Origin of the sequence: Micromonospora sp. NPDC048868, assembly GCF_043198195.1 — a bacterium.
Taxonomy (GTDB): Bacteria; Actinomycetota; Actinomycetes; order Mycobacteriales; family Micromonosporaceae; genus Micromonospora; species Micromonospora reichwaldensis.
Genome location: NZ_JBICUN010000024.1, coordinates 68,709 through 88,680, shown reverse-complemented (window position 1 = coordinate 88,680; position 19,972 = coordinate 68,709). Strand labels below are relative to the sequence as shown.

Below are 19,972 nucleotides of genomic sequence, written 5' to 3'. Positions count from 1 at the left end.
GGCCCGCACGACGACAGAGGGCCGCTCCCGCGTCCGGCGGGGCGGCCCTCTGTGTACGTGTGTCCCGGCTAGAGCAGCGACACGTGGACGTGGTCGGTGTGGTTCGACGGGCCGCTGTAGGAACTCCAGCCCGTCGCCGGGAACCAGATCTGTCTGTTCCAGATCACGTAGTAGATGCCGAGCCGGTCGGCGTTGCGGACCAGGAACGCGGTCAGGTTGTTGCCGTACATGTAGGTGTCGTCGTTGTGCCAGGGGGAGAAGCCGCTCCTCTGCAGCGACCAGTCGCAGGCCCGGCCCTTCGGGTGCTCGTACGGCCCGCCGGGGCGGTAACAGCCGACGAACCGGTTGAAGCCGGCCCGCTTGACCTCCTTGTACATGTGCAGGGTGCGCGCGGTGATGCGGCCGGAGGTGGTGGGGTCGTCCTCGGTGGGTGACAGCGGCGTCCAGTCGCCGTCGGCCGTCCGCCCCGGCGCGATCTTCGCCACCGGCGAGGTGGCGACCACCTTGCCACTGGTCAGCCCTCTGCCGCCGACCAGCGCGAGCGCCTTCTCCGCCTCCCGCTTGCCGCGCGCCATCTCGTTCGTCAGCTTCTGCTGTTCGCGGACCTCGGTGTCGAGCGCCAGCTTGGCCTGCTCGGCGCGGTCCTTGACCGCGTTCACCTCGGCGAGCTTCTTGGAGTTGACCAGGTTGAGCTCGTCGAGGGCGGCGGCGCGCTTGACGAACGAGTCGGGGCTGGCGGTGTCCAGCAGCATGGACACCGCGCCGATCCGCCCGGTGCGGTAGGACTGGGCGGCGATCTGGCTGACCTGGGGGGCCAGCGCGTTCAGTTCGGCCTGCGCCCGGGAGACCTCCAGGGCCAGTTCGAGCTGGCGCTTCTTCGACTTCGCCAGCTTCGCCTTGGCCTGCACGTAGGACCGGTTCCGGGCCTCGATGAGGTCGTCGAGCAGCTTGGGCTCGTCGTCCCCGTGCCCGGAGGGCTTGGGCGGGGTGGGCGCGGCCGCCGCCGGGAGAGGCCCGGCGAAGACCGCCAGAGCGGCGAGTACGGCCACCACGGGCGTCAACCAGCGGCGTAGGGGTGCCGTCACAGTTTTCCCTTCCGTCGACCGCCGACCGGGTTAGCTGACGGGTTCGGGGCGGAAGTGGCCCCTACCGCTGTCGCGGATTCACCCCACGTACCTGGGTCCCCGGTTCGCCTCGCGGCGATTGGGCGGCGGCACCGCAGGCGCCGCTGCGCGCCTTCGGCGGTGACCGGCAGCGAGGTTACCCGAGAACGCTCCCGGGGATCTACGTCCCTAAGCCGACTAAATGCGTTATTTCGTAATGGCGGACGGTGACCAGTGACGCGTTTATCAGGCTGAACGTCCTGTTCGGTCACGCTGAGGAGCGTCACCATGCGGTGTCCGTACTTCTGCGCCCGTCGGGCCATCCGGCGGGAGCGGCGGACGGCGTGTCCCCACGCGGCCCGCTGAGGGCCTCCAGCGCCTCGGACCGGTCGGCCGCCGGCCGGGGAGTCGGCGCGGTCGCGGGCGCGGCGCGGTCGGTGGCGTCCCCGCCGCGTCGGCCGGCCGTGGTCACCAGGGCCGCCAGCGCGGTGGTCAGCGGCACGGCGGCGATCAGGCCCAGGGTGGCGACCGCGCTGCGGACGATCTCCTGGGCGAGGAACTCGCTGGTGAGAAGTTGGGTCACCGCCCGCGAGTCGGCGGTCAGCAGGAGCAGCACCGGCAGCGAGGCGCCCGCGTACGCCAGCACGATGGTGTTCACCGTCGAGGCGATGTGCGCCCGGCCGACCCGGGTCGCCGCCCGGTAGAGCTGCGTCCGCGACAGCCCGGGGTTGGCGTGCGCCAGCTCGGTGACCGTGGCGGCCTGGGTCACCGTGACGTCGTCCAGCACGCCGAGGGAGCCGATGATGATCCCGGCCAGCAGCAGCCCGTGCAGGTCGACGTCGGCCTGGTACATCGACAGCGTGGTGGCGTCCTCGGAGCCGAACCCGGTCAGGTGGGTCGCGGCGGTGGCGATCGTGCCGAGGACACCGGTCAGCACCAGGCTGCCCAGCGTGCCGAGCACGGCGACCGAGGTCTGCGCGGTCACGCCGTGGGTCAGGTAGAGCACCACGAACATGATCAGAGCGGCGCCGACGACCGCGACCAGCAGGGGCGGGTTCCCGGCGCTGATGCCCGGCAGCACGAAGGTCAGCAGGATGGCGAAGCTCGCCGCCAGCCCGCCCAGCGCGGCCAGCCCGCGCCACCGCCCGAAGGCGACGATGGCGGCCGCGAAGAGCGCCACCAGCCAGACCAGCGGCTTGCCGCGCTGGTGCTCGGCGATGTTGTAGGTGCTGGCCGTGGGGTCGGCGGGGTCGGTGAGCTCGACCAGGATGATCTCGTCGTCCACGGCGACGGTCGGCGCACCGGGCCCGGCCGGGATCGGCGTCTGGATCTGCTGGCCGGCGTCGGGGCCGTCCTGCACCCGTACGGTGACCGTGCCGCAGGGGCCCTGCGGCGCGTCGGGGCTCCCCTCCGGGGCCTCCGGGGCGGGCGGGCACGGCTCCGTCACCACCCGGGTCACCGTGCCGTGATAGCGGGGTGCGTCGGTGCCGGTCGCCGGGTCGGGCGCGTCCCACGGCCACAGCACCAGGGCGGCGATCAGCGTGGCGACGAAGAGGGGCACCACCGTCGCGACGAGGATCCGCCGCACCCTCGGCGGGGCGGACGGAGCGGGACGGGTGTGGTCGGCGCCCAACGTGAGTCTCCCAACGAGTCCAGGGCGGGGTACGGGCCGGCGGGCCGGTCGGTTCAGCGTCGCCACGGGTGCGGGGGCGGGAACCGCCTCCACGTGGCACTGTGGTCACGTGCCGTGGCCGTCGGCTCCCGTCCGGCGACGGACGGTCGGCGCTATCGCCCGGCGGAGGGCGCGGCGCGGGTGGTGCGGAGTCCGGAGGGCCACCGGCCGAATGGTAGCCACCCCGGCATCGGGGCGCAGGTCGTGCTGGTGGTGTCGCGGCGCGGACCTTCGCCCGCCCGCCCGGCACGCCCACGCGCGGGACCTGCGCGCGCCCAGCCGCCCAGGTTCGGCTGCCCACGCGCGGGACCCATACGTGCCCGACCGGCCCACCTGCGCCGTTGACGCGCGGTAACCAGTGCCGGCCCGCACACGTGCGGGGGCCGGCCGTGGGTGGTGCCCCTGCGGCACGGGCCGACGCGCTAGCGTGAGGGACGTGCGGACGACGGTGACGGCGGCGCGTGGCGCGCGGCTCCTGCTGCTCGTCGGCACGCTGCTCGGGCTGGCCGCGATGCACACGATCGGCCACGACTCGCACCAGACGGGTCATCCCGCGAACCCATCGGCGCACGCCGCCGCCGCGCCCGGCCCGCACGCCGCCGCCGCGCCCGGCCCGCACGCCGCCGCCGCGCCCGTTCCGCACGCCGCTCCCGCGCCCGTTCCGCACGCCGCTCCCGCGCCGGCACGGCACGCCGCCCGGGTGCCCGTCGTCTCCGCCAGGCACGCCGCTGTGGTGTCCGCCGCGCATGCCGCTCTCGCGCTCGTGCCGCCCCCGCGGGACGTCGGCGCCCCGCACGCCGCCGGGCCGGCCCTCCAGACCGTCGTGGGCTGTCCCGGGGGCTGCGCCTCCGAGGAACTCCTGCCCGCTGGCGGCCGCACGGGGGGAGGGCTGCCCGGGTGGGGCGTGTGCCTGGCGGTGCTGGGCGCGTTCACGGCCGCGCTGCTGCTGGCGGCGCTGCTGTCGGTCCGCGTACGCGCCGTCGACCCGACCGGGGGCAAACCGGTCGGCGCCTTCCCGCCGCCCCGGGCCCCGCCGCCCCGGCCGGTCGGTCTGCGGCTCGCCACGGTCTCGGTGCTGCGCAGGTAGGACGCGTTCGACGCGGTGCGGTTGCACGCCGTTCCGCGTCCCCGTCATGCCGCGTACGTTCCGACACCGAAAGGTTCACCATGACCACTCGTACCCTCGCGCGCCGTGCCGCCCTGGCCGGCGTCGCCGTCACCGCCGCCCTCGCCCTCGCCGCCTGCGGCGGCGACGACCACTCGTCGCCGGGGGCGGGGCACGGCACCCCCGGCACCGGCGGGCCGGCCGCCACCGCCACCGGTGCGGCCGCGTTCGGCGATGCGGACGTGATGTTCGCCCAGATGATGATTCCGCACCACCAGCAGGCGGTGGAGATGGCCGAACTGGCGCCGACGCGGGCGGCGGATCCGGAGGTCAAGCGGCTCGCCACGGAGATCAAGGCCGCCCAGGGACCCGAGATCGCCACGATGAGCGGTTGGTTGGCGGCCTGGGGGCGGCCGGTGCCGTCGCCGGGCGGCATGCCGCACATGGACCACGGGATGCCCGGCATGATGTCCGACGCCGACATGGCGAAGCTGGCGGCTGCCACCGGCCGGGAGTTCGACCGGCAGTTCCTGACCATGATGATCGCCCACCACGAGGGCGCGATCACCATGGCCCGCGACGAGCTGGCCCGGGGCGTGAACGCGGAGGCCAAGGCACTGGCCCAGCAGATCGTCAGCACCCAGCAGACGGAGATCGACACGATGCGCAAGATCCTCGGCCGGTTCTGAGTCGCCCGCCCCGGCGTCCCCGACCGGGGGCGCCGGGGCACCGTGGCCGTACCGCCCCGGGGGCGCCGGGGCGCCGCCATTGGATCCGGCCGGGAGGGGCCCGGCGCACGGATCCTTCCGGGAGGGGCCCGGCGCACGGAACCGGTGCGCCGACGGACGAAGGAACCGGCCGGTGGTCAGCCGCGCTTCATGAGGCGGCCGACGGCGGCCATCATCTCGGTGGCCATCTCGTCGGCGCGGCCCTCGGCCGCGCCCTCGCGCATGCAGTGCCGGGCGTGCCCGTCGAGCAGGCCTAGCGCGACCTTGTCCAGGGCGGCCTGGATCGCGGAGATCTGGGTGAGCACGTCGATGCAGTAGCGATCCTCGTCGACCATCTTCTCGATGCCACGGACCTGCCCCTCGACGCGGCGCAGCCGCGCGAGCAGCTGATCCTTGGTGGCGGTGTAACCCCTGGTCGGGGTGGGCGTCGGTGTGGTCATGGGGTCGAGGATACCGTACCCCTCGGGGGTATGGTACGTTCGCTCGTGACCGGGATACCCCCACCGGGTACCGGTACGTGGCACAGGCACCGGTCCGCCTCCGATTTACCCCTGGGGGGTATAGGCTGGGGGCGTCGAGAGGAGAGTTCCATGATCACCACGACGTACCAGGTGCAGGGCATGACCTGCGGGCACTGCGCCACCGCGGTCAGCACCGAGGTCGGCGCGATCCCTGGCGTCAGCGACGTCCAGGTCGACGTCGCCGCCGGTCAGGTCACCGTCACCAGCGAAGGTCCGTTGGAAACCGACACCGTGCGCTCCGCCGTCGACGAGGCCGGCTACGACCTCGTCGGCGCCTGACAGCGGGCACGGGGGAGACGAGGCACACCATGAACACGGCGACGAAGCTGAGCGGTTTCGCCCTCGGCCTCGCGGTGGTGTTCGGCGCGACGTACGGGGTCGGCCGGGTGGCCGACCCCGTGGCGCCGCCCGCCGAAGCCCCGCACGACGCCACCGGGGGGCACGGGAACGGCGGCGAGGACGGACACGGGGGCGACAACGGCGCGGCGGCGCACCTGCCCGGCGGGCTGCTCGTCTCCGACCGCGGCTACACCCTGCGCCCGGTGGACGCCCCGGCCGGGCAGTTCGCCTTCCAGGTCACCGGCCCGGACGGCCGGGCGGTGACCGCGTACGACGTGGCGCACGACAAGCGCATGCACCTGATCGTGGCCCGCCGCGACCTCTCCGGCTTCCGGCACGTGCACCCCGAGATGGCGTCGGACGGCACCTGGCGGGTCGACTCGCCGCTCGCCGGGCCCGGCGTCTGGCGGGCGTTCGCCGACTTCACCCCGACCGGGGGCGAGGCGCTGACGCTCGGCGTCGACGTGACCGTCCCCGGCGCGCTGACCGGGCGACCCCTGCCCGCCCCGGCGACCAGCACCACGGTCGACGGCTACACCGTCACGCTCGCCGGCGCCCCGGAGCCCGGCCGCACCGCCGAGCTGACCCTGACCGTGAGCCGCGCCGGCGCGCCGGTCACCGACCTGGAGCCCTACCTGGGCGCGTACGGCCACCTGGTGGCGCTGCGCCAGGGCGACCTGGCATACCTGCACGTGCACCCGCACGGCGAGCCGGGCGACGGCCGGACGCGGCCCGGCCCCGAGGTGAGCTTCTCGGCGGAGATGCCGTCGGCCGGGGCCTACCGCCTCTACCTGGACTTCAAGCACGGCGGCGTGGTGCGCACCGCCGAGTTCACCGTCGTCGCCGGCAGCCCGACCGCGCCGGGTGTACCGGCGGCGACCAGCTCCCCGACGGCGGGCACGCCCGCCGCCACGAGCTCCCCGACCGCCGGCGCCGACCACGGCGTCCCCGGTCACGGGCACGACTGACGGGAAGCATGATGACCACCAAGCCCTTGCTGACGGCACCGAACCAGATCGAGCTGGCGATCGGCGGGATGACCTGCGCCTCCTGCGCGGCCCGGATCGAGAAGAAGCTGAACCGGATGGACGGGGTGACCGCCACCGTCAACTACGCCACGGAGAAGGCCACCGTCCGGTACGCCGACGAGGTCACCCCGGATGAGTTGATCGCCACGGTGGAGAAGACCGGCTACACGGCGGCCCTGCCGCCCCCGCCCACGCCCGCCGGCGGCGAACCGGCCGCCGAGCCGGTGGACGAGCTGCGCGGCCTGCGTACCCGGCTGTGGGTCTCGGCCGTGCTCACCGTGCCGGTGATCGTGCTGGCGATGGTGCCCGCCTGGCAGTTCGACTTCTGGCAGTGGCTGTCGCTCACCCTGGCCGCCCCGGTCGTGGCCTACGGCGGGCTGCCCTTCCACCGGGCGGCCTGGATCAACCTGCGGCACGGCGCGGCGACCATGGACACCCTGGTCTCGCTCGGCACCCTGGCGGCGTTCGGCTGGTCGGTCTGGGCGCTCTTCCTCGGCACCGCCGGGACGCCGGGGATGACCCACCCGTTCAGTCTCGCCATCAACCGCTCCGACGGCGCCGGCAACATCTATCTGGAGGCGGCGGCCGGCGTGACCGTGTTCATCCTCGCCGGCCGCTACTTCGAGGCGCGGGCGAAGCGGACCGCCGGCGCGGCCCTGCGGGCCCTGCTCGAACTCGGCGCCAAGGACGTCGCCGTGCTGCGCGGCGGCACGGAGACCCGGATCCCGGTGGACCAGCTCGTGGTGGGGGACCGGTTCGTGGTGCGGCCCGGCGAGAAGATCGCCACGGACGGCGTGGTCGACGAGGGCACCTCGGCGGTCGACGCCAGCATGCTCACCGGCGAGTCCGTCCCGGTCGAGGTCGGCCCGGGCGAGCCCGTGGTCGGCGCGACCGTCAACGCGGGCGGCCGGCTGGTGGTCACCGCCACCCGCATCGGCGGTGACACCCAACTGGCCCAGATGGCCCGGCTGGTCGAGCAGGCACAGACCGGCAAGGCGGCGGTGCAGCGGCTGGCCGACCGCATCTCCGGCGTCTTCGTGCCGATCGTGATCGCCCTCGCGGTGGGCACCCTCGGCTGGTGGCTCGGCAACGGGTCGGGCGGCACCGCCGCGTTCACCGCCGCCGTGGCGGTGCTGATCATCGCCTGCCCGTGCGCCCTCGGGCTGGCCACGCCGACCGCCCTGCTGGTCGGCACCGGCCGGGGCGCGCAGCTCGGCGTCCTGATCAAGGGGCCGGAGGTGCTGGAGTCCACGAAGCAGGTGGACACGGTCGTGCTGGACAAGACCGGCACCGTCACCACCGGCCGGATGACGCTCGTGGACGTGGTCCCGGCGGCCGGCGAGGAGCGCGCGGAGCTGCTGCGGCTCGCCGGGGCACTGGAGTCGGCGTCCGAGCACCCGATCGCCCGGGCCGTCGCCGCCGGGGCGGCCGAGGCGGGCGTCCTGCCGCCGGTGACCGGTTTCGCCAACGCCGAGGGGCTCGGCGTGAGCGGGACGGTCGACGGCCGGGAGGTGCTCATCGGTCGGCCCCGGCTGCTGCGCGAGCACGGCCTCGACGTACCGGAGGAGGTCGCGCGGGCGGCGGCCACGGCGGAGGCCCAGGGGCGGACGGCGGTGCTGGCCGGCTGGGACGGCCGGGCCCGCGGGGTCCTCGCGGTGGCCGACGTGGTCCGACCGACGAGCCGGGCGGCGATCGCACAGCTGCGCGCGCTCGGCCTGACGCCGGTGCTGCTGACCGGCGACAACACCACCGTCGCCCGTGCCGTGGCCGCCGAGTTGGGCATCGACGAGGTGGTCGCCGAGGTGCTGCCGGCCGACAAGGTCGACGTCGTGCGGCGGCTCCAGGACGAGGGGCGGGTGGTGGCGATGGTGGGCGACGGGGTCAACGACGCCGCCGCGCTGGCCCAGGCCGACCTCGGCCTGGCGATGGGCACCGGCACGGACGTGGCGATCGAGGCGTCCGACCTGACCCTGGTCCGGGGTGACCTGATGGCCGCCGTGGACGCGATCCGGCTCGCCCGGCGCACCCTCGGCATCATCAAGGGCAACCTGTTCTGGGCCTTCGCCTACAACGTGGCGGCACTGCCGCTGGCCGCCGCCGGCCTGCTGAACCCGATGATCGCCGGCGCCGCGATGGCCTTCTCCTCGGTCTTCGTGGTCGCCAACAGCCTCCGGCTGCGGGGCTTCCGCCCGGTCTCCTGACCCTCCGCATTGTGCCGCCGGCCCCGTCCGTCAGGGGCCGGCGGCACCGGTCGTGGCGGGCCCGGCGGCCTGCCGGCTGGCGGCGGTGGGTGACCGGACGGTTGGACGGTGGCGGTGCGGGGTATTCGAGGGGCGTACCGGCACCGCCAATCCGGAGGTTGACATGGGTTTCGAGGACAAGATCAACAACACGACCGAGGACGCGGCCGGCAAGCTGAAGGAAGGCGCCGGCCGGGCCACCGACAACGAGCGGCTCGAGGCCGAGGGGCGCAACGACCAGGCCAGCGCCAAGCTCAAGCAGGCCGGCGAGAAGATCAAGGACGCCTTCAAGAGCTGACCCGCGTACGCGCCCTCCGCCGGACCGGTCTCCAACCGAGCCGGCGGAGGGCGTACTGGCGCGTCCGGCGGACGTTTCCCCCGGCAGGCGCCACTCGTTGGCAGGTCGACGTCCCGCCGCCCGGCGCCGGCCGCACCCGTGCCGTCAGCCCCGGGAAGGCCGAGACCCCGAACGGGAGGTCCCGTGTCCCGATCCGTCGTCTACGCGCGCCGCGCCGCCGCCACGGTGGCGCTCGGGGTGCTGGCCGTGGGATGCCAGGACACCGCGCGGGAGGAGGCCGCCCGGCCCGGCGCGGCCCCGCCGAGCCCGACGGCCCTGGCGAGCGCCGCCCCGAGCCCTTCCCCGGTCGCCACGACCGCCGCCAACACCGTCGAGGTCTGCCGCGAGGTCGACAAGCTCATCCTCGCCGGCAGCCGGCGGATCGCCACCGACTCGGCGGCCTCGGTCACCCGCGACCTGACCGGTGAGCAGGTCGCCGACCAGCTCCGGCGCAACCTGGCGGGGCTGGCGGACGACGTACGCGCGCAGGCCCGCCGCGCCGCCGACCCGGAGATCCGCGCCCTGATCCAGGAGACCGCCGACCGGATCGACGCCGGTTCCCGGGCGTCCCGGCCGGCCGCCTGGATGGACTCCACCTTCACCGCGATCCCACCGAAGCTGACCCGCGAGTGCCGCGCCTGAAGCCGACGGGCACGTCGCTCGGCGTCGTCGCCGCCTGACCCGGGACTCCGGCCGACATGCACCCCCGTGCCGCACGCCGGCCGGCGTCCGTCAACGCGGCTCGCGCAGCCGCCGGGACTCGTCGGTCCCCGTCAGCCGGGCGGCCCGCAACAACAGGTAGCGCTGCTCCGGCAGGCTCGTCGTCCCCCGTGCCGCAGCCAGGTACGCCGCCCGCGCCCGCTCCGGTTCGCCGGCCAGCTCCAGCAGGTGGGCGCGGACGGCGGCGAGCCGATGGTGCCCGGCCGTGCGGTCGTCGTCGTCGAGCGGGGCGAGCAGGGCCAGGCCGGCGCGGGGACCGTCCACCATGGCCACCGCGACGGCCTGGTTCAGGGTGACCATCGGGCTCGGGGCGGTCCGGGCGAGCAGCCGGTAGAGCGCCAGGATCTGTCGCCAGTCGGTGCGCCCGGCGGACGGGGCCTCGGCGTGCACGGCCGCGATCGCCGCCTGGAGCTGGTACGGGCCGGGCGGTGACCAGGTCAACGCCTCGGTGACCAGCGCGGTCCCCTCGCCGATGGCCTCGTGGTCCCAGCGGTCGCGGTCCTGCTCGGCGAGCGGGACCAGCTCCCCGGCGGGCCCGGTGCGGGCGGCCCGGTGCGCGTCGGTGAGCAGCATCAACGCCAGCAGCCCGGTCACCTCGCCGTCGCCCGGGAGCAGCCGGTGCACCAGCCGGGCCAGCCGGATCGCCTCGGTGGTCAGGTCGGCCCGGTGCAGGTCCGGCCCGCTCGACGCCGTGTACCCCTCGTTGAAGATCAGGTAGAGCACCTGGAGCACAGCCCGCAGCCGCTCGTCCCGCTCCCCGGGAGCGGGCATCGTGAACCGCGCCCCGGCGGCCTCGATCCGCTGCTTGGCCCGGCGGATGCGCTGGCTCATCGTCGCCTCGGGCACGAGGTACGCCCTCGCGATCTGCGCGGTGGTGAGGCCGCCGACCGCCCGTAGCGTCAGCGCGACTTGAGCCGACCGGGCCAGCGCCGGATGGCAGCAGAGGAACAGCAGGGCCAGCGTGTCGTCCCCCGCCGGTGGCTGTTCGTCGGCGGCCGGCGCGACCGTCGCGTACGCCGGCTCGCGGGCGGCCAGCGCGGCCTCCCGGTTGCGCCGGGCGCGCTCGCTGCGCCACTCGTCGGTCAGCCGGCGCGTGGCGACGGTGAGCAACCAGGCCCGGGGGTTGTCCGGCACGCCCTGTCGCGGCCACTGCACGGCGGCGGCGAGCAGCGCCTCCTGCACGGCGTCCTCGGCGGCGTCGAACTGGCCGTGCCGGCGGACGAGCAGGCCGAGGACCTGCGGCGCCAGGTCGCGCAGCAGGTCCTCCAGGTGGCCTCCGCTCACATTTCCGTCCCGGCCTCGTCCATGATCGCCCGCACCTCCAGCACGCCGAAGCCCCGCCGCACGTCCGGCCAGCTGGCGGCGATCTCGGTGGCCCGCTCGGGGCTGTCGCAGTCGACCATCAGGTAGCCGGCGAACTGTTCCTTGCTCTCCATGTACGGCCCGTCGGTCACCTCCGGCCGGTCACCGGCCAGCCGGACCGTACGCGCCTGCGACGGGTCGGCCAGGGCCTGGCCGCCGAGGAACTCGCCCGACTCGGTCAGTTCCCGCATGAGCTCGTCGACCTCGCCGAAGAGCGCGCTGCGCTCCTGCTCCGACAACCCGTCGACGAATCCCGGGCGGTTCCAGATCAGCAGCATGTACTTCATCGGGTGCTCCTCGTTCCGTCGGGTCGCGCCCATGGTGGCGCGTCTCCGGTGAGGGGTCGGAGCCGACTCGCCGGTTCCGACAGCCGGCGGTACGGAATCTCAGCGCCGGCCGCGTACCTGGCGCTTCGGGGCGGGGCCGGCGCCGAGCGAGGCGCGGTCGGCGGCGGAGGTGCCCGACGACCAGCCCTCGGCGTCGCGCACCGTGAGCCGCCCCCGGACGACGCCGGGGAAGAGCGTGTCGAGGCGTTCGCGTACCGCCTCGGCGCGGGTGGCGAGCACCGGCAGCAGCCGTTCCGGCCCGGCCTGCGCCGTCGCCTCCCGGTCGGCCGCGTCCGTGGCGGCCCGCAGCCGCTCGCCGATTCGCAGCGCGAAGGCGTTGAGGAAGGACTCGTCGTAGTCCCGGGTGCGCCGGCCGGTGCTCCTGGCCCGCCGTTCCCCCCGACCGCGCAGCATCGCGGTGGTGGCCTGCACCAGCAGCGAGGTGTAGAGCAGCTCGACCGCCTCCAGGTCGGCCGGCCAGCCCAGCACCGTGGTGAAGCCGAGGTCGTCGGACCAGACGGCCTCGCAGCGGTTCGCCGCCGCCACCTCCTGCGCCAGCAGCGCCTTCGCGCCCGCGTACGGGGGCTCGGTGCCGAGGCGCATCCCGCCGGGCCGGTCGGCGGGCTCGGCGACGCCCGCCAGCAGCGCCTGGTCGATGCTGTGCCGGGCGATCAGCTCCTGGGCCTTGCCGGTCAGCGCCTCCGCCTCGGCCGGGTAGGTGGTCGACTCCGCCTTGGCCAGCAGCGCCCGCACCCGGTCGAGCATCCGGGAGCCGCTGCTCGACCCGCCGCGCGCGACGGCCGTACCGGGCGCGCCGGGCGGCGGGCGCAGCACGGCGATCGGCGGGAGCCCCTCGATCAGGGCCAGCGCGTCGACCGCCGCCCGCAGCGCGGTGAACCGGTCGCACCCGACGCGGGTGGACCAGGCGGCCAGGTGGCCCTCGTCGGCGTCCCACCACACCCCGGCGCCCAGGTCGCGCAGTTGGTCGTCCCACCACGGCGGCACCGGGTCGGCCAGCTCGCGGCGCTGCGCGGCGAGCGCGTCGGTGACCAGCCCGGCCGCCCGGGGGTCGAGTCGGCGGGCGGCGAGCCGGCCGAGGTCCACCGGCTGCCAGCCTCGCTCGGCCAGCCGCCCCACGCCCCGCGCCAGGCGGCGCAGGAGCGCGGCGTCCACCGCCGCCGCGCCGTCCGCGGCGCCCGTCCCGATCATCAGCCGGTCCAGCTGCCGCTCCGCGAGGCGTACGTCGGTGCCGCGTACCGCCGCGAGCGCGTCGTTGACCAGTTCCTCGGCGTCCGGCACGGCCGTGTCCTCCTGGGGTCTGCTTCTTCCGCGCCGGGAAACGATCGTCGCCCGCCCGCCGAAGGTACCGCCGGGCCCGCGCGCCGTCCGCCGGTCGTGACCCGTGCCACCGGAAGACCGCGGCACTGTCGTCCCGTCGGGGGGGAACTTCCGCATGGTTCGGCCGGTCCCGGGTAGTTCGGGGGTGGCGAGCGATGCGAGGTGGTGGGATGGCGGGATCGTGGTTGCCGGGCGACGGCTCCGGCGCACCTGATCTTCGCCGGTCGGTCCTCGCCGCCGCGGTGATCGGGGTGGCGGTGATGGCCGCCGTCGACGAGATCGTCTTCCACCAGATCCTCGGCTGGCACCACTTCTACGACCGGTCCACCCTCTCCGTCGGGCTGCTCTCCGACGGGCTGCTGCACTCGGCCGAGCTGCTCGCCCTGGTCGGCGGCTTCTTCTGGTTCGCCGACCTGCGCCGCCGGGGCGCCCTGGTGCCCCGGGCCGCCTGGGGCGGGTTCCTGCTCGGCGCGGGGGCGTTCCAGCTCTTCGACGGGATCGTCGACCACAAGGTGCTGCGGCTGCACCAGATCCGCTACGGGGTGCACCTGCTCCCGTACGACGTGGTGTGGAACGTGGCGGCGGTGGCGCTGCTGCTGCTCGGCGCGTGGGTGACCTGGCGGGTGCGGTCCCGCTCCGACCGCGACGCCCGGTGACGGCGCTCGCGCACACCGGTGGCGCCGCGGGGCCGTCGCCGCTGCCGCTCGCGGCGGTCGCGTTGCTCGCCGCCGGCTACCTGCTGGCCGTGTCCCGGGACCGGCACGGCTGGCGTCGCCGGCGTACGGTCGCCTGGCTGGCCGGCTGCGCGGTGCTCGCGGTCGCCCTCGGCCCGCTGGCGGGCGGGCCCGGCGACCCGCGCGTGCACATGGCGCAGCACCTGCTGCTGGGCATGGTCGCGCCGCTCGCGCTGGCCCTCGGCGCGCCGGCGACCCTGCTGCTGCGGGTCGTGCCGCCGGCGGCCGGCCGCCGGGTGGGCCGGTTCCTGCGGGCCCGGCCGGTGCACGTGCTCGCCCATCCGGTGACGGCGGCGCTGCTCACCACCGGCGGGCTGGCGCTGGTGCTGCTCACGCCGCTGTACGCGGCGGCCGAGCGGAATCCCGTGCTGCACCACGCCCTGCACGTGCACTACGTGGCCGCCGGCTACCTGTTCGCCTGGTCGGTGGCCGGCCCGGACCCGGCGCCGCGCCGGCCGGGCCCGGCGGTGCGGGTTGGCGCTCTGCTCGCGGCGGGGGCCGGGCACGCCGTGCTGGCGAAGTACCTCTACGCGCACGCCGCCACCCTGCCGCCCGGGCTGCCCGAGCGGGACGTCGACGCGCTGCGCGCGGCGGCCCGGTTGATGTACTACGGCGGCGACGTCGCCGAACTGCTGCTCGCCACCGCCCTCTTCGCGGCCTGGTACCGCCGGCGCCGGCCCCGCCGACCGGCACCCTCCGCCGGCGCGGGCCCGCCCGGCGGCGAGGCCGTCCCGGTCAGCCGGTGTACGCCTTCCCGGCCGTCAGCCGGAGCGTGAACCCGGTGTCGTCGCGCTGCCAGGTGACGTGGTTGCAGGACTGGTAGGTGATCCAGAGGCCGAGCCCGCCGGGGGCGTCGTCGGACACGGGGAGCAGCCCGCAGAACGGGTCACCCGGCCCGTCGCCGCCGTCGTTGACCGTCGCCACGATGCGGTCGTCGCCGGCCCAGACGCGCAGTCGGACCGGCGGCCTGCCGTGGCGCAGCGCGTTGGTGACGATCTCGCTCACCGCGACGACCAGATCCTCCACGTCGTCGACCGGCACCTGGCCCTGGTCGACCTTGTGCACGGCGGCGCGCGCCTCGGCCGCCGTCGGGTCCGTCAGCTCCACGGCCGGCGGCTGGGCCTGGAGGGGGTCGGGCACGACCCGGCGGCTCTGCCGCAGGTATTCCCTCGGCGGCGTCCAGGTCGGGCTGGGCACGTGCCGCCCGTCGGGGGTGGCGAACCGGGGGTGCGTCCGGGCCACGTCCGCCAGCACCTCCGGCGGCGTGATCCGGTTGTCGTACGCGCACATGCTCCACAGCGGGAAGTCGTCGTACGCGTGGTTTATCGCCGACTCGTAGCGGGCCCACCAGTCCCAGGTCGCGCCGAACGAGACCGAGGGCACCTCACCGATGATCCGGATCTGCCCGGCGCCGGCGGCCACCTGCGCGGCGAGGAGCTGGCGGTAGGAGCGGATGGCGGCGGCGGGCCGGGCGTAGACGTCGCCGCCGGGCAGGAACTCGACCCCGGAACCGGCCGGCAGCGCCGAGCGGACCAGCCCGCCGGTGCGCTCGCCCAGGGCCACGAAGGTCGGCTCGCCCGCCTCGACGCCGCCGAGCAGGAACGGCACCGCCACGGCGAGCAGCTCGTCGTCGGAGTCGTAGCGCACGGCCTCGTGGTAGTAGCCGTGATGCTGGGCGGCCGCACCCGTCCTCATGGCGTGACCTCCACCCGCACGCCGGGCAGGTCCAGCAGCTCCACCAGGCGGGCCGCGGCCGTGCGGGGGGTGCGCAGCACGGCGGTCGCGCCGCGGCGGTGCGCGTACTCGGCCAGGTGGGTCAGGGCGCGGTGGTCGACGAAACGCAGGTCGGCCGCCGACAGCACCAGCTCGCCGTCGGTGGGCCGCAGGTCGGCGCGGTCCAGGGCGGTGCGGAACAGGTCGTGGTTCGACATGTCCAGCTCGCCGGCGAGCGCGGCGTGCCCGTCGGCGGGCGCCACGGCGTACAACCGGAACAGCAGGTCCTCGACGTTGGTCTGCGGGTGCATGCAGGCCAACTCGGTGACCGCCCGGTCGCCCAGCTTCAGCCGATGGTAGGCGCACATGGCCTTGAACGGCCGGGTGCGCATGTAGCGGTCGATCTGGTGCTCGTAGCGGGTGAAGACGTCGAGCTGGGCCGGGGTGCGGACCAGTTCGGTGGCCTCCGCGACCACGCGCAGGCCGGTGTGGCCGGCGGCCAGCGCCTCGTCCGTGGCGGCCGCGTAGGCGGCGACCTGCGTCGCCGGGTCGACGACCTGGTCGGGCGAGTAGGTGGAGACGAGGGCGACCACCTCGGCGGCGCCCCGGCGCACCGCGTCGGTGAAACTCGGCAGCGCGTGCAGCCGCTCGGCCACCAGGTCCGAGGGGCGTGGTGTCACGTACCAGAAGCGCTCCCCGGCCGCGAGGGCCGCGGCGAGGTGGCGCTCCGCCTGGTCGGCAAGGGATTCCAGGTCGTCGTAGGACCAGCAGATGTGACTGCCCGGCGCGGTCCGCCGTTCGCTGCTGATCATGCTGGTCGCCTCACGCTGACCAGTGTAGGCCGCCCCGGAACGGGCGCCGGGTCCGCGACCTGCCCGGGACGCCGGGGACGGGAGCTTCGACCGGTTCGTCGCCCGGGGCGGGCGTACCGGCCGGCCGTTCCGCCCCGGGGTCTGCGCCGCCGCGCCGCGACCGGGTGGCCGCCGACATCACCCGCTCGGTCGGGCAGACCGTGCCCCCGGTCAGGCGTTCCGCGCGCCACTGAGGCGCTCGGTGCGGGGGAAGGACGCCCAGATGTTCTTGGTGGTGCCGGTGGCGTACCAGCCGACGTCGAGGGAGAGGGCGCGGGCCAGCTCCAGGCCGCGCCCGCCGTCGCCGACGGGCCGGGCCTCGGCGAGCTGCGGCAGGGACCCCAGGTCGTGGTCGGCGACGTCGAGGATGAGGTAGTCGTCGGTCGCGAGCAGCCGGACGATGGTCGGCGGGATCCCGTGGCGCAGGGCGTTCGTCGCCAGCTCCGTGGCGATCAGCGCGACGAGCTCGGGGACCTCCGCCAGGGCCTCGCCCTCACCGAGCACGTCGCCGGTCAGTTCCTCGTGCAGGGACGCCCGCAGGGCACGCAGGTCCACCGGCTCCTGCAACGTCCACCGCCGCAGCTCAACGGCCTGCGCCGGGGGTGTGGAACTGCTCAGCTGGCCCATGGTTCCGTTCTACCCGATCTCCGGCCGGCTCACTCCAGGGCTCATCGGTCGGCGCACCGGATCGTGGGTGCCCCGGGGCACCCCCGGACGGCAGCGACGCACCCGCTCGGCGGCCATCCGTCCGCCCACCGCCAACCCGTGCCGCTCCACCGCCGTCAATCCGTACGCCCCGCAGGTCGGCGTGAAGCGGCACCGTCCGGCCAGTGCGGCGACAGCCACCGGCGGTAGCCCCGGATCGCCGCCACCCCCGCCCGGTCCAGCACCGGCGCCCGGGTCGCCGCCGCCGTCGCCGCGCCGAGCGTCAGCAGGGTCGAGAACAGCCCCAGGTCGCAGCAGTCGCAGCAGCCGTCGGGGTTCTTCGACTTCGACATGAGCCGTTGCTGCCGGCGGTTCTCGCGGGCCGTCTCCCGGAGGCGTCTGAACATCACGGTCCGATCATCGGCCAACGCGACGACCGACGCGCTACCGGTACGGCCGGTGGCCGCATGCCGGGCGACGGTCGCGGGTAGTGCACAGGCAATGACCGAGAGGAGAACGCCGTGCCCAGCACCACGATGCCGATGCTCGAGACGTACCCGAAGTCGATCAACCTGGACCGGGCCAAGCTGGCCGCCGTCGTCGAGGCGCTCAACACCTGCGCCCAGGCGTGCACCGCCTGCGCCGACGCCTGCCTGAGCGAGGACATGGTCGCCGAGCTGACGAAGTGCGTACGGACGAACCTGGACTGCGCGGACATCTGCACGACGACCGCCCGGGTGCTGTCCCGGCACACCGGCTACGACGCCAACATCACCCGCGCGCTGCTGGAGGCGTGCGCCACCGCCTGCAAGTCCTGCGGCGACGAGTGCGCCGGCCACGCGGGCATGCACGAGCACTGCCGGATCTGCGCCGAGGCCTGCCGCGCGTGCGAGCGGGCCTGCCGGGACCTGCTCGCCACCATGAGCTGACCGTCCCCGCACGACACGGCGCCGGCGTCCCGCATGGGTGCCGGCGCCGTGTCGATCCGCCGGCGGATACCCGGTGGGGGTATGTATGGTGGTCGTGAGGAGGCGCAGATGCCCCACGAGACGCACCACCACGACGGCCACCCGCCCCGCGCGACGGGTGCCTCCGACACGCACGCCGGCCAGCACGCTCCGGGCGCGGGCGGGCACGCCGGGCACGACAAGCACGCCGGGCACGACCCGGAGATGTTCCGCCGGAAGTTCTGGCTGAGCCTGGCGCTGACGGTGCCGATCGTGCTGACCAGCGACATGGTGATGGACTGGTTCGGCTACCGGCTGGAGTTCCCGGGCGTGGCCTGGGTCGGCCCCGTCCTCGGCACCGTCGTCTTCCTCTACGGCGGCTGGCCGTTCCTGGTCGGGGCCGTGCGGGAGGTGCGCGACCGGGCGCCCGGCATGATGCTGCTCATCGCGATGGCCATCACGGTGGCGTACGTCGCCTCGGCGGCCACCGCGCTCGGCGTCTTCGACCTGGACTTCTGGTGGGAACTCGCCGCCCTGGTCACGATCATGCTGCTCGGGCACTGGCAGGAGATGAAGGCCATCGGGAAGGCGCAGGGCGCGCTGTCCGCCCTGGCGGCGCTGCTGCCCGACGACGCCGAGCGGGTGGCGGCGGACGGCGGGGTCGAGCGGGTGTCCGTGGCGGACCTGCGGGTCGACGACCTGGTGCTGGTCCGCCCCGGCGCGCGGGTGCCGGCCGACGGCCGGATCGTCGAGGGCGGCGCCGAGCTGGACGAGTCCATGGTGACCGGCGAGTCGCGGCCGATCTCCCGGGGCGTCGGGGACCGGGTGGTCGCCGGCACGGTGGCCACCGACGCGGCGATCCGGGTACGCGTCGAGGCGGTCGGCGAGGACACCGCGCTGGCCGGCATCCAACGCCTGGTGGCGCAGGCCCAGCAGTCCAGCGGTCGCGCGCAGGTGCTCGCCGACCGCTTCGCCGCCTGGCTGTTCTACGTCGCGACAGTGGTGGCCCTGGCGACCCTGGTGACCTGGGCGGTGCTCGGCGACCTCGGCGCGGCCGTGGTGCGTACCGTCACCGTGCTGGTGATCGCCTGCCCGCACGCGCTGGGCCTGGCCATCCCGCTGGTGATCGCGCTCTCGACCGCCGTGGCGGCCAGGGGCGGGATCCTGGTCAAGGACCGGCTGGCGCTGGAGCGGATGCGCACGGTCGACGCGGTGCTGTTCGACAAGACCGGCACCCTGACCCGGGGCGAGCACGTGGTGTCGGGGGTGGCGGCCACGCGGGGCGGCAGCGAGGACGAGGTGCTCGCCCTGGCGGCGGCGGTGGAGGCGGACAGCGAGCATCCGCTGGCCCGGGCCATCGTGACCGCCGGGGCCGGGCGCGGCGTGGCCCGGCGGGCGACGGGGTTCCGCTCGTTGACCGGGCGCGGCGTCCGCGCCGAGGTCGACGGCACGGCGTACGCCGTCGGGGGTCCCGCCCTGCTGCGCGAGCTGGGCGCGCGGACGCCGGACGACCTGGCCGACCGGCAGGCGGACTGGTCGCGCCGGGGCGCGGCGGTGCTGCACCTGCTGCGCCTCGACGGCGACACGGCCACCGTTCTCGGCGCCCTGGCGCTGGAGGACCAGGTCCGCCCCGAGGCCCGCGAGGCGATCGCGGAGCTGCGGGAGCAGGGCGTCGGCAAGATCGTCATGATCACCGGGGACGCCCGGCCGGTCGCCGAGGCGGTCGCCGCCGACCTCGGTTTCCGTCCCGGCGTCGACGAGGTCTTCGCCGAGGTGCTGCCCGCCGACAAGGACGACGCCGTGGCCGACCTGCAACGGCGCGGGCTGCGGGTGGCGATGGTCGGCGACGGGGTGAACGACGCCCCCGCCCTGGCCCGGGCCGACGTGGGCATCGCCATCGGCGCCGGCACCGACGTGGCGATCGAGTCCGCCGGGGTGGTGCTCGCCTCGTCCGACCCGCGGGGCGTCACCGGCGTGATCCGGCTGTCCCGGGCCTCGTACCGCAAGATGCTCCAGAACCTGGGCTGGGCGGCCGGCTACAACGTCGTCGCCCTCCCGCTGGCGGCGGGCGTGCTGGCGTGGGCCGGGGTGACGCTCAGCCCGGCGGTCGGCGCGGTCCTGATGTCCGCCTCGACGATCGTGGTGGCGCTCAACGCCCAACTGCTGCGCCGCGTACGCCTGCGCCCTCGGGAGGGGTGAGCGGCGACTCCACCGACCAATCCGATTGTCTTGACAAGAAAAGTTGTCGGTGGGACGCTGTGCC

At 75.1% G+C, this 19,972-nt stretch carries 22 protein-coding genes and 1 riboswitch; of the genes, 11 read left to right on the top strand and 11 right to left on the bottom strand.

From position 1 onward, the window contains the following. Positions 1 to 68: 68 nt before the first annotated feature. Together ACGFNF_RS27505 and ACGFNF_RS27500 are read right to left on the bottom strand one after the other, a co-directional pair. Complete coding sequence (locus tag ACGFNF_RS27505; RefSeq protein ID WP_393171642.1) at positions 69 to 1,085, bottom strand: coiled-coil domain-containing protein; 1,017 nt, start codon at positions 1,083 to 1,085, stop codon at positions 69 to 71. A 3-nt stretch (positions 1,086 to 1,088) separates the two neighbouring features. Then, positions 1,089 to 1,220, bottom strand: a riboswitch (cyclic di-AMP (ydaO/yuaA leader). Between the two features lie 166 nt (positions 1,221 to 1,386). Then, positions 1,387 to 2,736 (bottom strand): YibE/F family protein, encoded by a 1,350-nt coding sequence (locus ACGFNF_RS27500; RefSeq protein WP_393171640.1) that lies wholly within the window; start codon positions 2,734 to 2,736, stop codon positions 1,387 to 1,389. 475 nt (positions 2,737 to 3,211) lie between these two features. Here ACGFNF_RS27500 and ACGFNF_RS27495 point away from each other — a divergent pair, with 475 nt between their 5' ends. Next, positions 3,212 to 3,862, top strand: a complete 651-nt coding sequence (locus ACGFNF_RS27495; RefSeq protein WP_393171638.1) for a hypothetical protein — start codon at positions 3,212 to 3,214, stop codon at positions 3,860 to 3,862. An 80-nt stretch (positions 3,863 to 3,942) separates the two neighbouring features. Further along, positions 3,943 to 4,569, top strand: coding sequence for a DUF305 domain-containing protein (locus ACGFNF_RS27490; RefSeq protein ID WP_393171636.1), 627 nt, complete (start codon positions 3,943 to 3,945; stop codon positions 4,567 to 4,569). Between the two features lie 176 nt (positions 4,570 to 4,745). On the opposite strand, the gene ACGFNF_RS27485 is transcribed toward ACGFNF_RS27490, so the two are convergent. Beyond that, positions 4,746 to 5,048 (bottom strand): metal-sensitive transcriptional regulator, encoded by a 303-nt coding sequence (locus ACGFNF_RS27485; protein ID WP_132231828.1) that lies wholly within the window; start codon positions 5,046 to 5,048, stop codon positions 4,746 to 4,748. 150 nt (positions 5,049 to 5,198) lie between these two features. On the opposite strand from ACGFNF_RS27485, the gene ACGFNF_RS27480 reads away from it, so the two are divergent. The 5 genes from ACGFNF_RS27480 to ACGFNF_RS27460 all read left to right on the top strand — a co-directional run bounded on the left by ACGFNF_RS27480 (position 5,199) and on the right by ACGFNF_RS27460 (position 9,715). Continuing rightward, positions 5,199 to 5,408 (top strand): cation transporter, encoded by a 210-nt coding sequence (locus ACGFNF_RS27480; RefSeq protein WP_132231826.1) that lies wholly within the window; start codon positions 5,199 to 5,201, stop codon positions 5,406 to 5,408. Between the two features lie 29 nt (positions 5,409 to 5,437). Further along, positions 5,438 to 6,436, top strand: coding sequence for a hypothetical protein (locus ACGFNF_RS27475; RefSeq protein WP_393171634.1), 999 nt, complete (start codon positions 5,438 to 5,440; stop codon positions 6,434 to 6,436). Between the two features lie 8 nt (positions 6,437 to 6,444). Then, entirely contained in the window at positions 6,445 to 8,697 is a 2,253-nt protein-coding gene (locus ACGFNF_RS27470; protein ID WP_393171632.1) for a heavy metal translocating P-type ATPase, read from the top strand. A gap of 163 nt (positions 8,698 to 8,860) precedes the next feature. Then, positions 8,861 to 9,034, top strand: coding sequence for a CsbD family protein (locus tag ACGFNF_RS27465; protein WP_132231820.1), 174 nt, complete (start codon positions 8,861 to 8,863; stop codon positions 9,032 to 9,034). A 183-nt stretch (positions 9,035 to 9,217) separates the two neighbouring features. Then, on the top strand, positions 9,218 to 9,715 hold the full coding sequence (locus tag ACGFNF_RS27460; RefSeq protein ID WP_393171629.1) for a hypothetical protein: 498 nt from the start codon (positions 9,218 to 9,220) through the stop codon (positions 9,713 to 9,715). A 90-nt stretch (positions 9,716 to 9,805) separates the two neighbouring features. Here the strand turns inward: ACGFNF_RS27460 and ACGFNF_RS27455 are convergent, their stop codons facing one another. The 3 genes from ACGFNF_RS27455 to ACGFNF_RS27445 form a co-directional block, all read right to left on the bottom strand. Further along, on the bottom strand, positions 9,806 to 11,077 hold the full coding sequence (locus ACGFNF_RS27455; protein ID WP_393171627.1) for an RNA polymerase sigma factor: 1,272 nt from the start codon (positions 11,075 to 11,077) through the stop codon (positions 9,806 to 9,808). Then, entirely contained in the window at positions 11,074 to 11,442 is a 369-nt protein-coding gene (locus tag ACGFNF_RS27450) for a YciI family protein (protein WP_132231814.1), read from the bottom strand. The genes ACGFNF_RS27455 and ACGFNF_RS27450 overlap by 4 nt, the downstream gene beginning before the upstream one ends. 99 nt (positions 11,443 to 11,541) lie before the next feature. Further along, positions 11,542 to 12,780, bottom strand: a complete 1,239-nt coding sequence (locus ACGFNF_RS27445; protein WP_393171625.1) for a DUF2786 domain-containing protein — start codon at positions 12,778 to 12,780, stop codon at positions 11,542 to 11,544. A gap of 209 nt (positions 12,781 to 12,989) precedes the next feature. Between ACGFNF_RS27445 and ACGFNF_RS27440 the strand changes: the two genes are divergently transcribed. Together ACGFNF_RS27440 and ACGFNF_RS27435 are read left to right on the top strand one after the other, a co-directional pair. Continuing rightward, complete coding sequence (locus ACGFNF_RS27440; RefSeq protein ID WP_393171623.1) at positions 12,990 to 13,475, top strand: DUF2243 domain-containing protein; 486 nt, start codon at positions 12,990 to 12,992, stop codon at positions 13,473 to 13,475. After that, complete coding sequence (locus ACGFNF_RS27435; protein ID WP_393171621.1) at positions 13,472 to 14,329, top strand: cytochrome c oxidase assembly protein; 858 nt, start codon at positions 13,472 to 13,474, stop codon at positions 14,327 to 14,329. The genes ACGFNF_RS27440 and ACGFNF_RS27435 overlap by 4 nt, the downstream gene beginning before the upstream one ends. On the opposite strand, the gene ACGFNF_RS27430 is transcribed toward ACGFNF_RS27435, so the two are convergent. From ACGFNF_RS27430 to ACGFNF_RS27410, 5 genes are all read right to left on the bottom strand, one after another. Continuing rightward, complete coding sequence (locus ACGFNF_RS27430) at positions 14,289 to 15,248, bottom strand: anti-sigma factor RsbA family regulatory protein (protein WP_393171619.1); 960 nt, start codon at positions 15,246 to 15,248, stop codon at positions 14,289 to 14,291. The two genes, ACGFNF_RS27435 and ACGFNF_RS27430, sit on opposite strands and share 41 nt — an antisense overlap. Then, positions 15,245 to 16,078, bottom strand: a complete 834-nt coding sequence (locus ACGFNF_RS27425; protein WP_393171617.1) for an MEDS domain-containing protein — start codon at positions 16,076 to 16,078, stop codon at positions 15,245 to 15,247. The genes ACGFNF_RS27430 and ACGFNF_RS27425 overlap by 4 nt, the downstream gene beginning before the upstream one ends. Before the next feature lie 210 nt (positions 16,079 to 16,288). Beyond that, positions 16,289 to 16,744, bottom strand: coding sequence for an ATP-binding protein (locus ACGFNF_RS27420; protein WP_357576675.1), 456 nt, complete (start codon positions 16,742 to 16,744; stop codon positions 16,289 to 16,291). A gap of 9 nt (positions 16,745 to 16,753) precedes the next feature. Continuing rightward, entirely contained in the window at positions 16,754 to 16,894 is a 141-nt protein-coding gene (locus ACGFNF_RS27415) for a hypothetical protein (RefSeq protein WP_393171615.1), read from the bottom strand. A gap of 5 nt (positions 16,895 to 16,899) precedes the next feature. Further along, positions 16,900 to 17,172, bottom strand: coding sequence for a hypothetical protein (locus tag ACGFNF_RS27410; protein ID WP_393171613.1), 273 nt, complete (start codon positions 17,170 to 17,172; stop codon positions 16,900 to 16,902). A 111-nt stretch (positions 17,173 to 17,283) separates the two neighbouring features. Between ACGFNF_RS27410 and ACGFNF_RS27405 the strand changes: the two genes are divergently transcribed. Beyond that, positions 17,284 to 17,691, top strand: coding sequence for a four-helix bundle copper-binding protein (locus tag ACGFNF_RS27405; RefSeq protein WP_357576674.1), 408 nt, complete (start codon positions 17,284 to 17,286; stop codon positions 17,689 to 17,691). Positions 17,692 to 17,799: 108 nt separating this feature from the next. Continuing rightward, positions 17,800 to 19,908: a heavy metal translocating P-type ATPase gene (locus tag ACGFNF_RS27400; protein ID WP_357576673.1), complete on the top strand. Its 2,109-nt coding sequence runs from the start codon at positions 17,800 to 17,802 to the stop codon at positions 19,906 to 19,908. Positions 19,909 to 19,972: the final 64 nt, after the last annotated feature.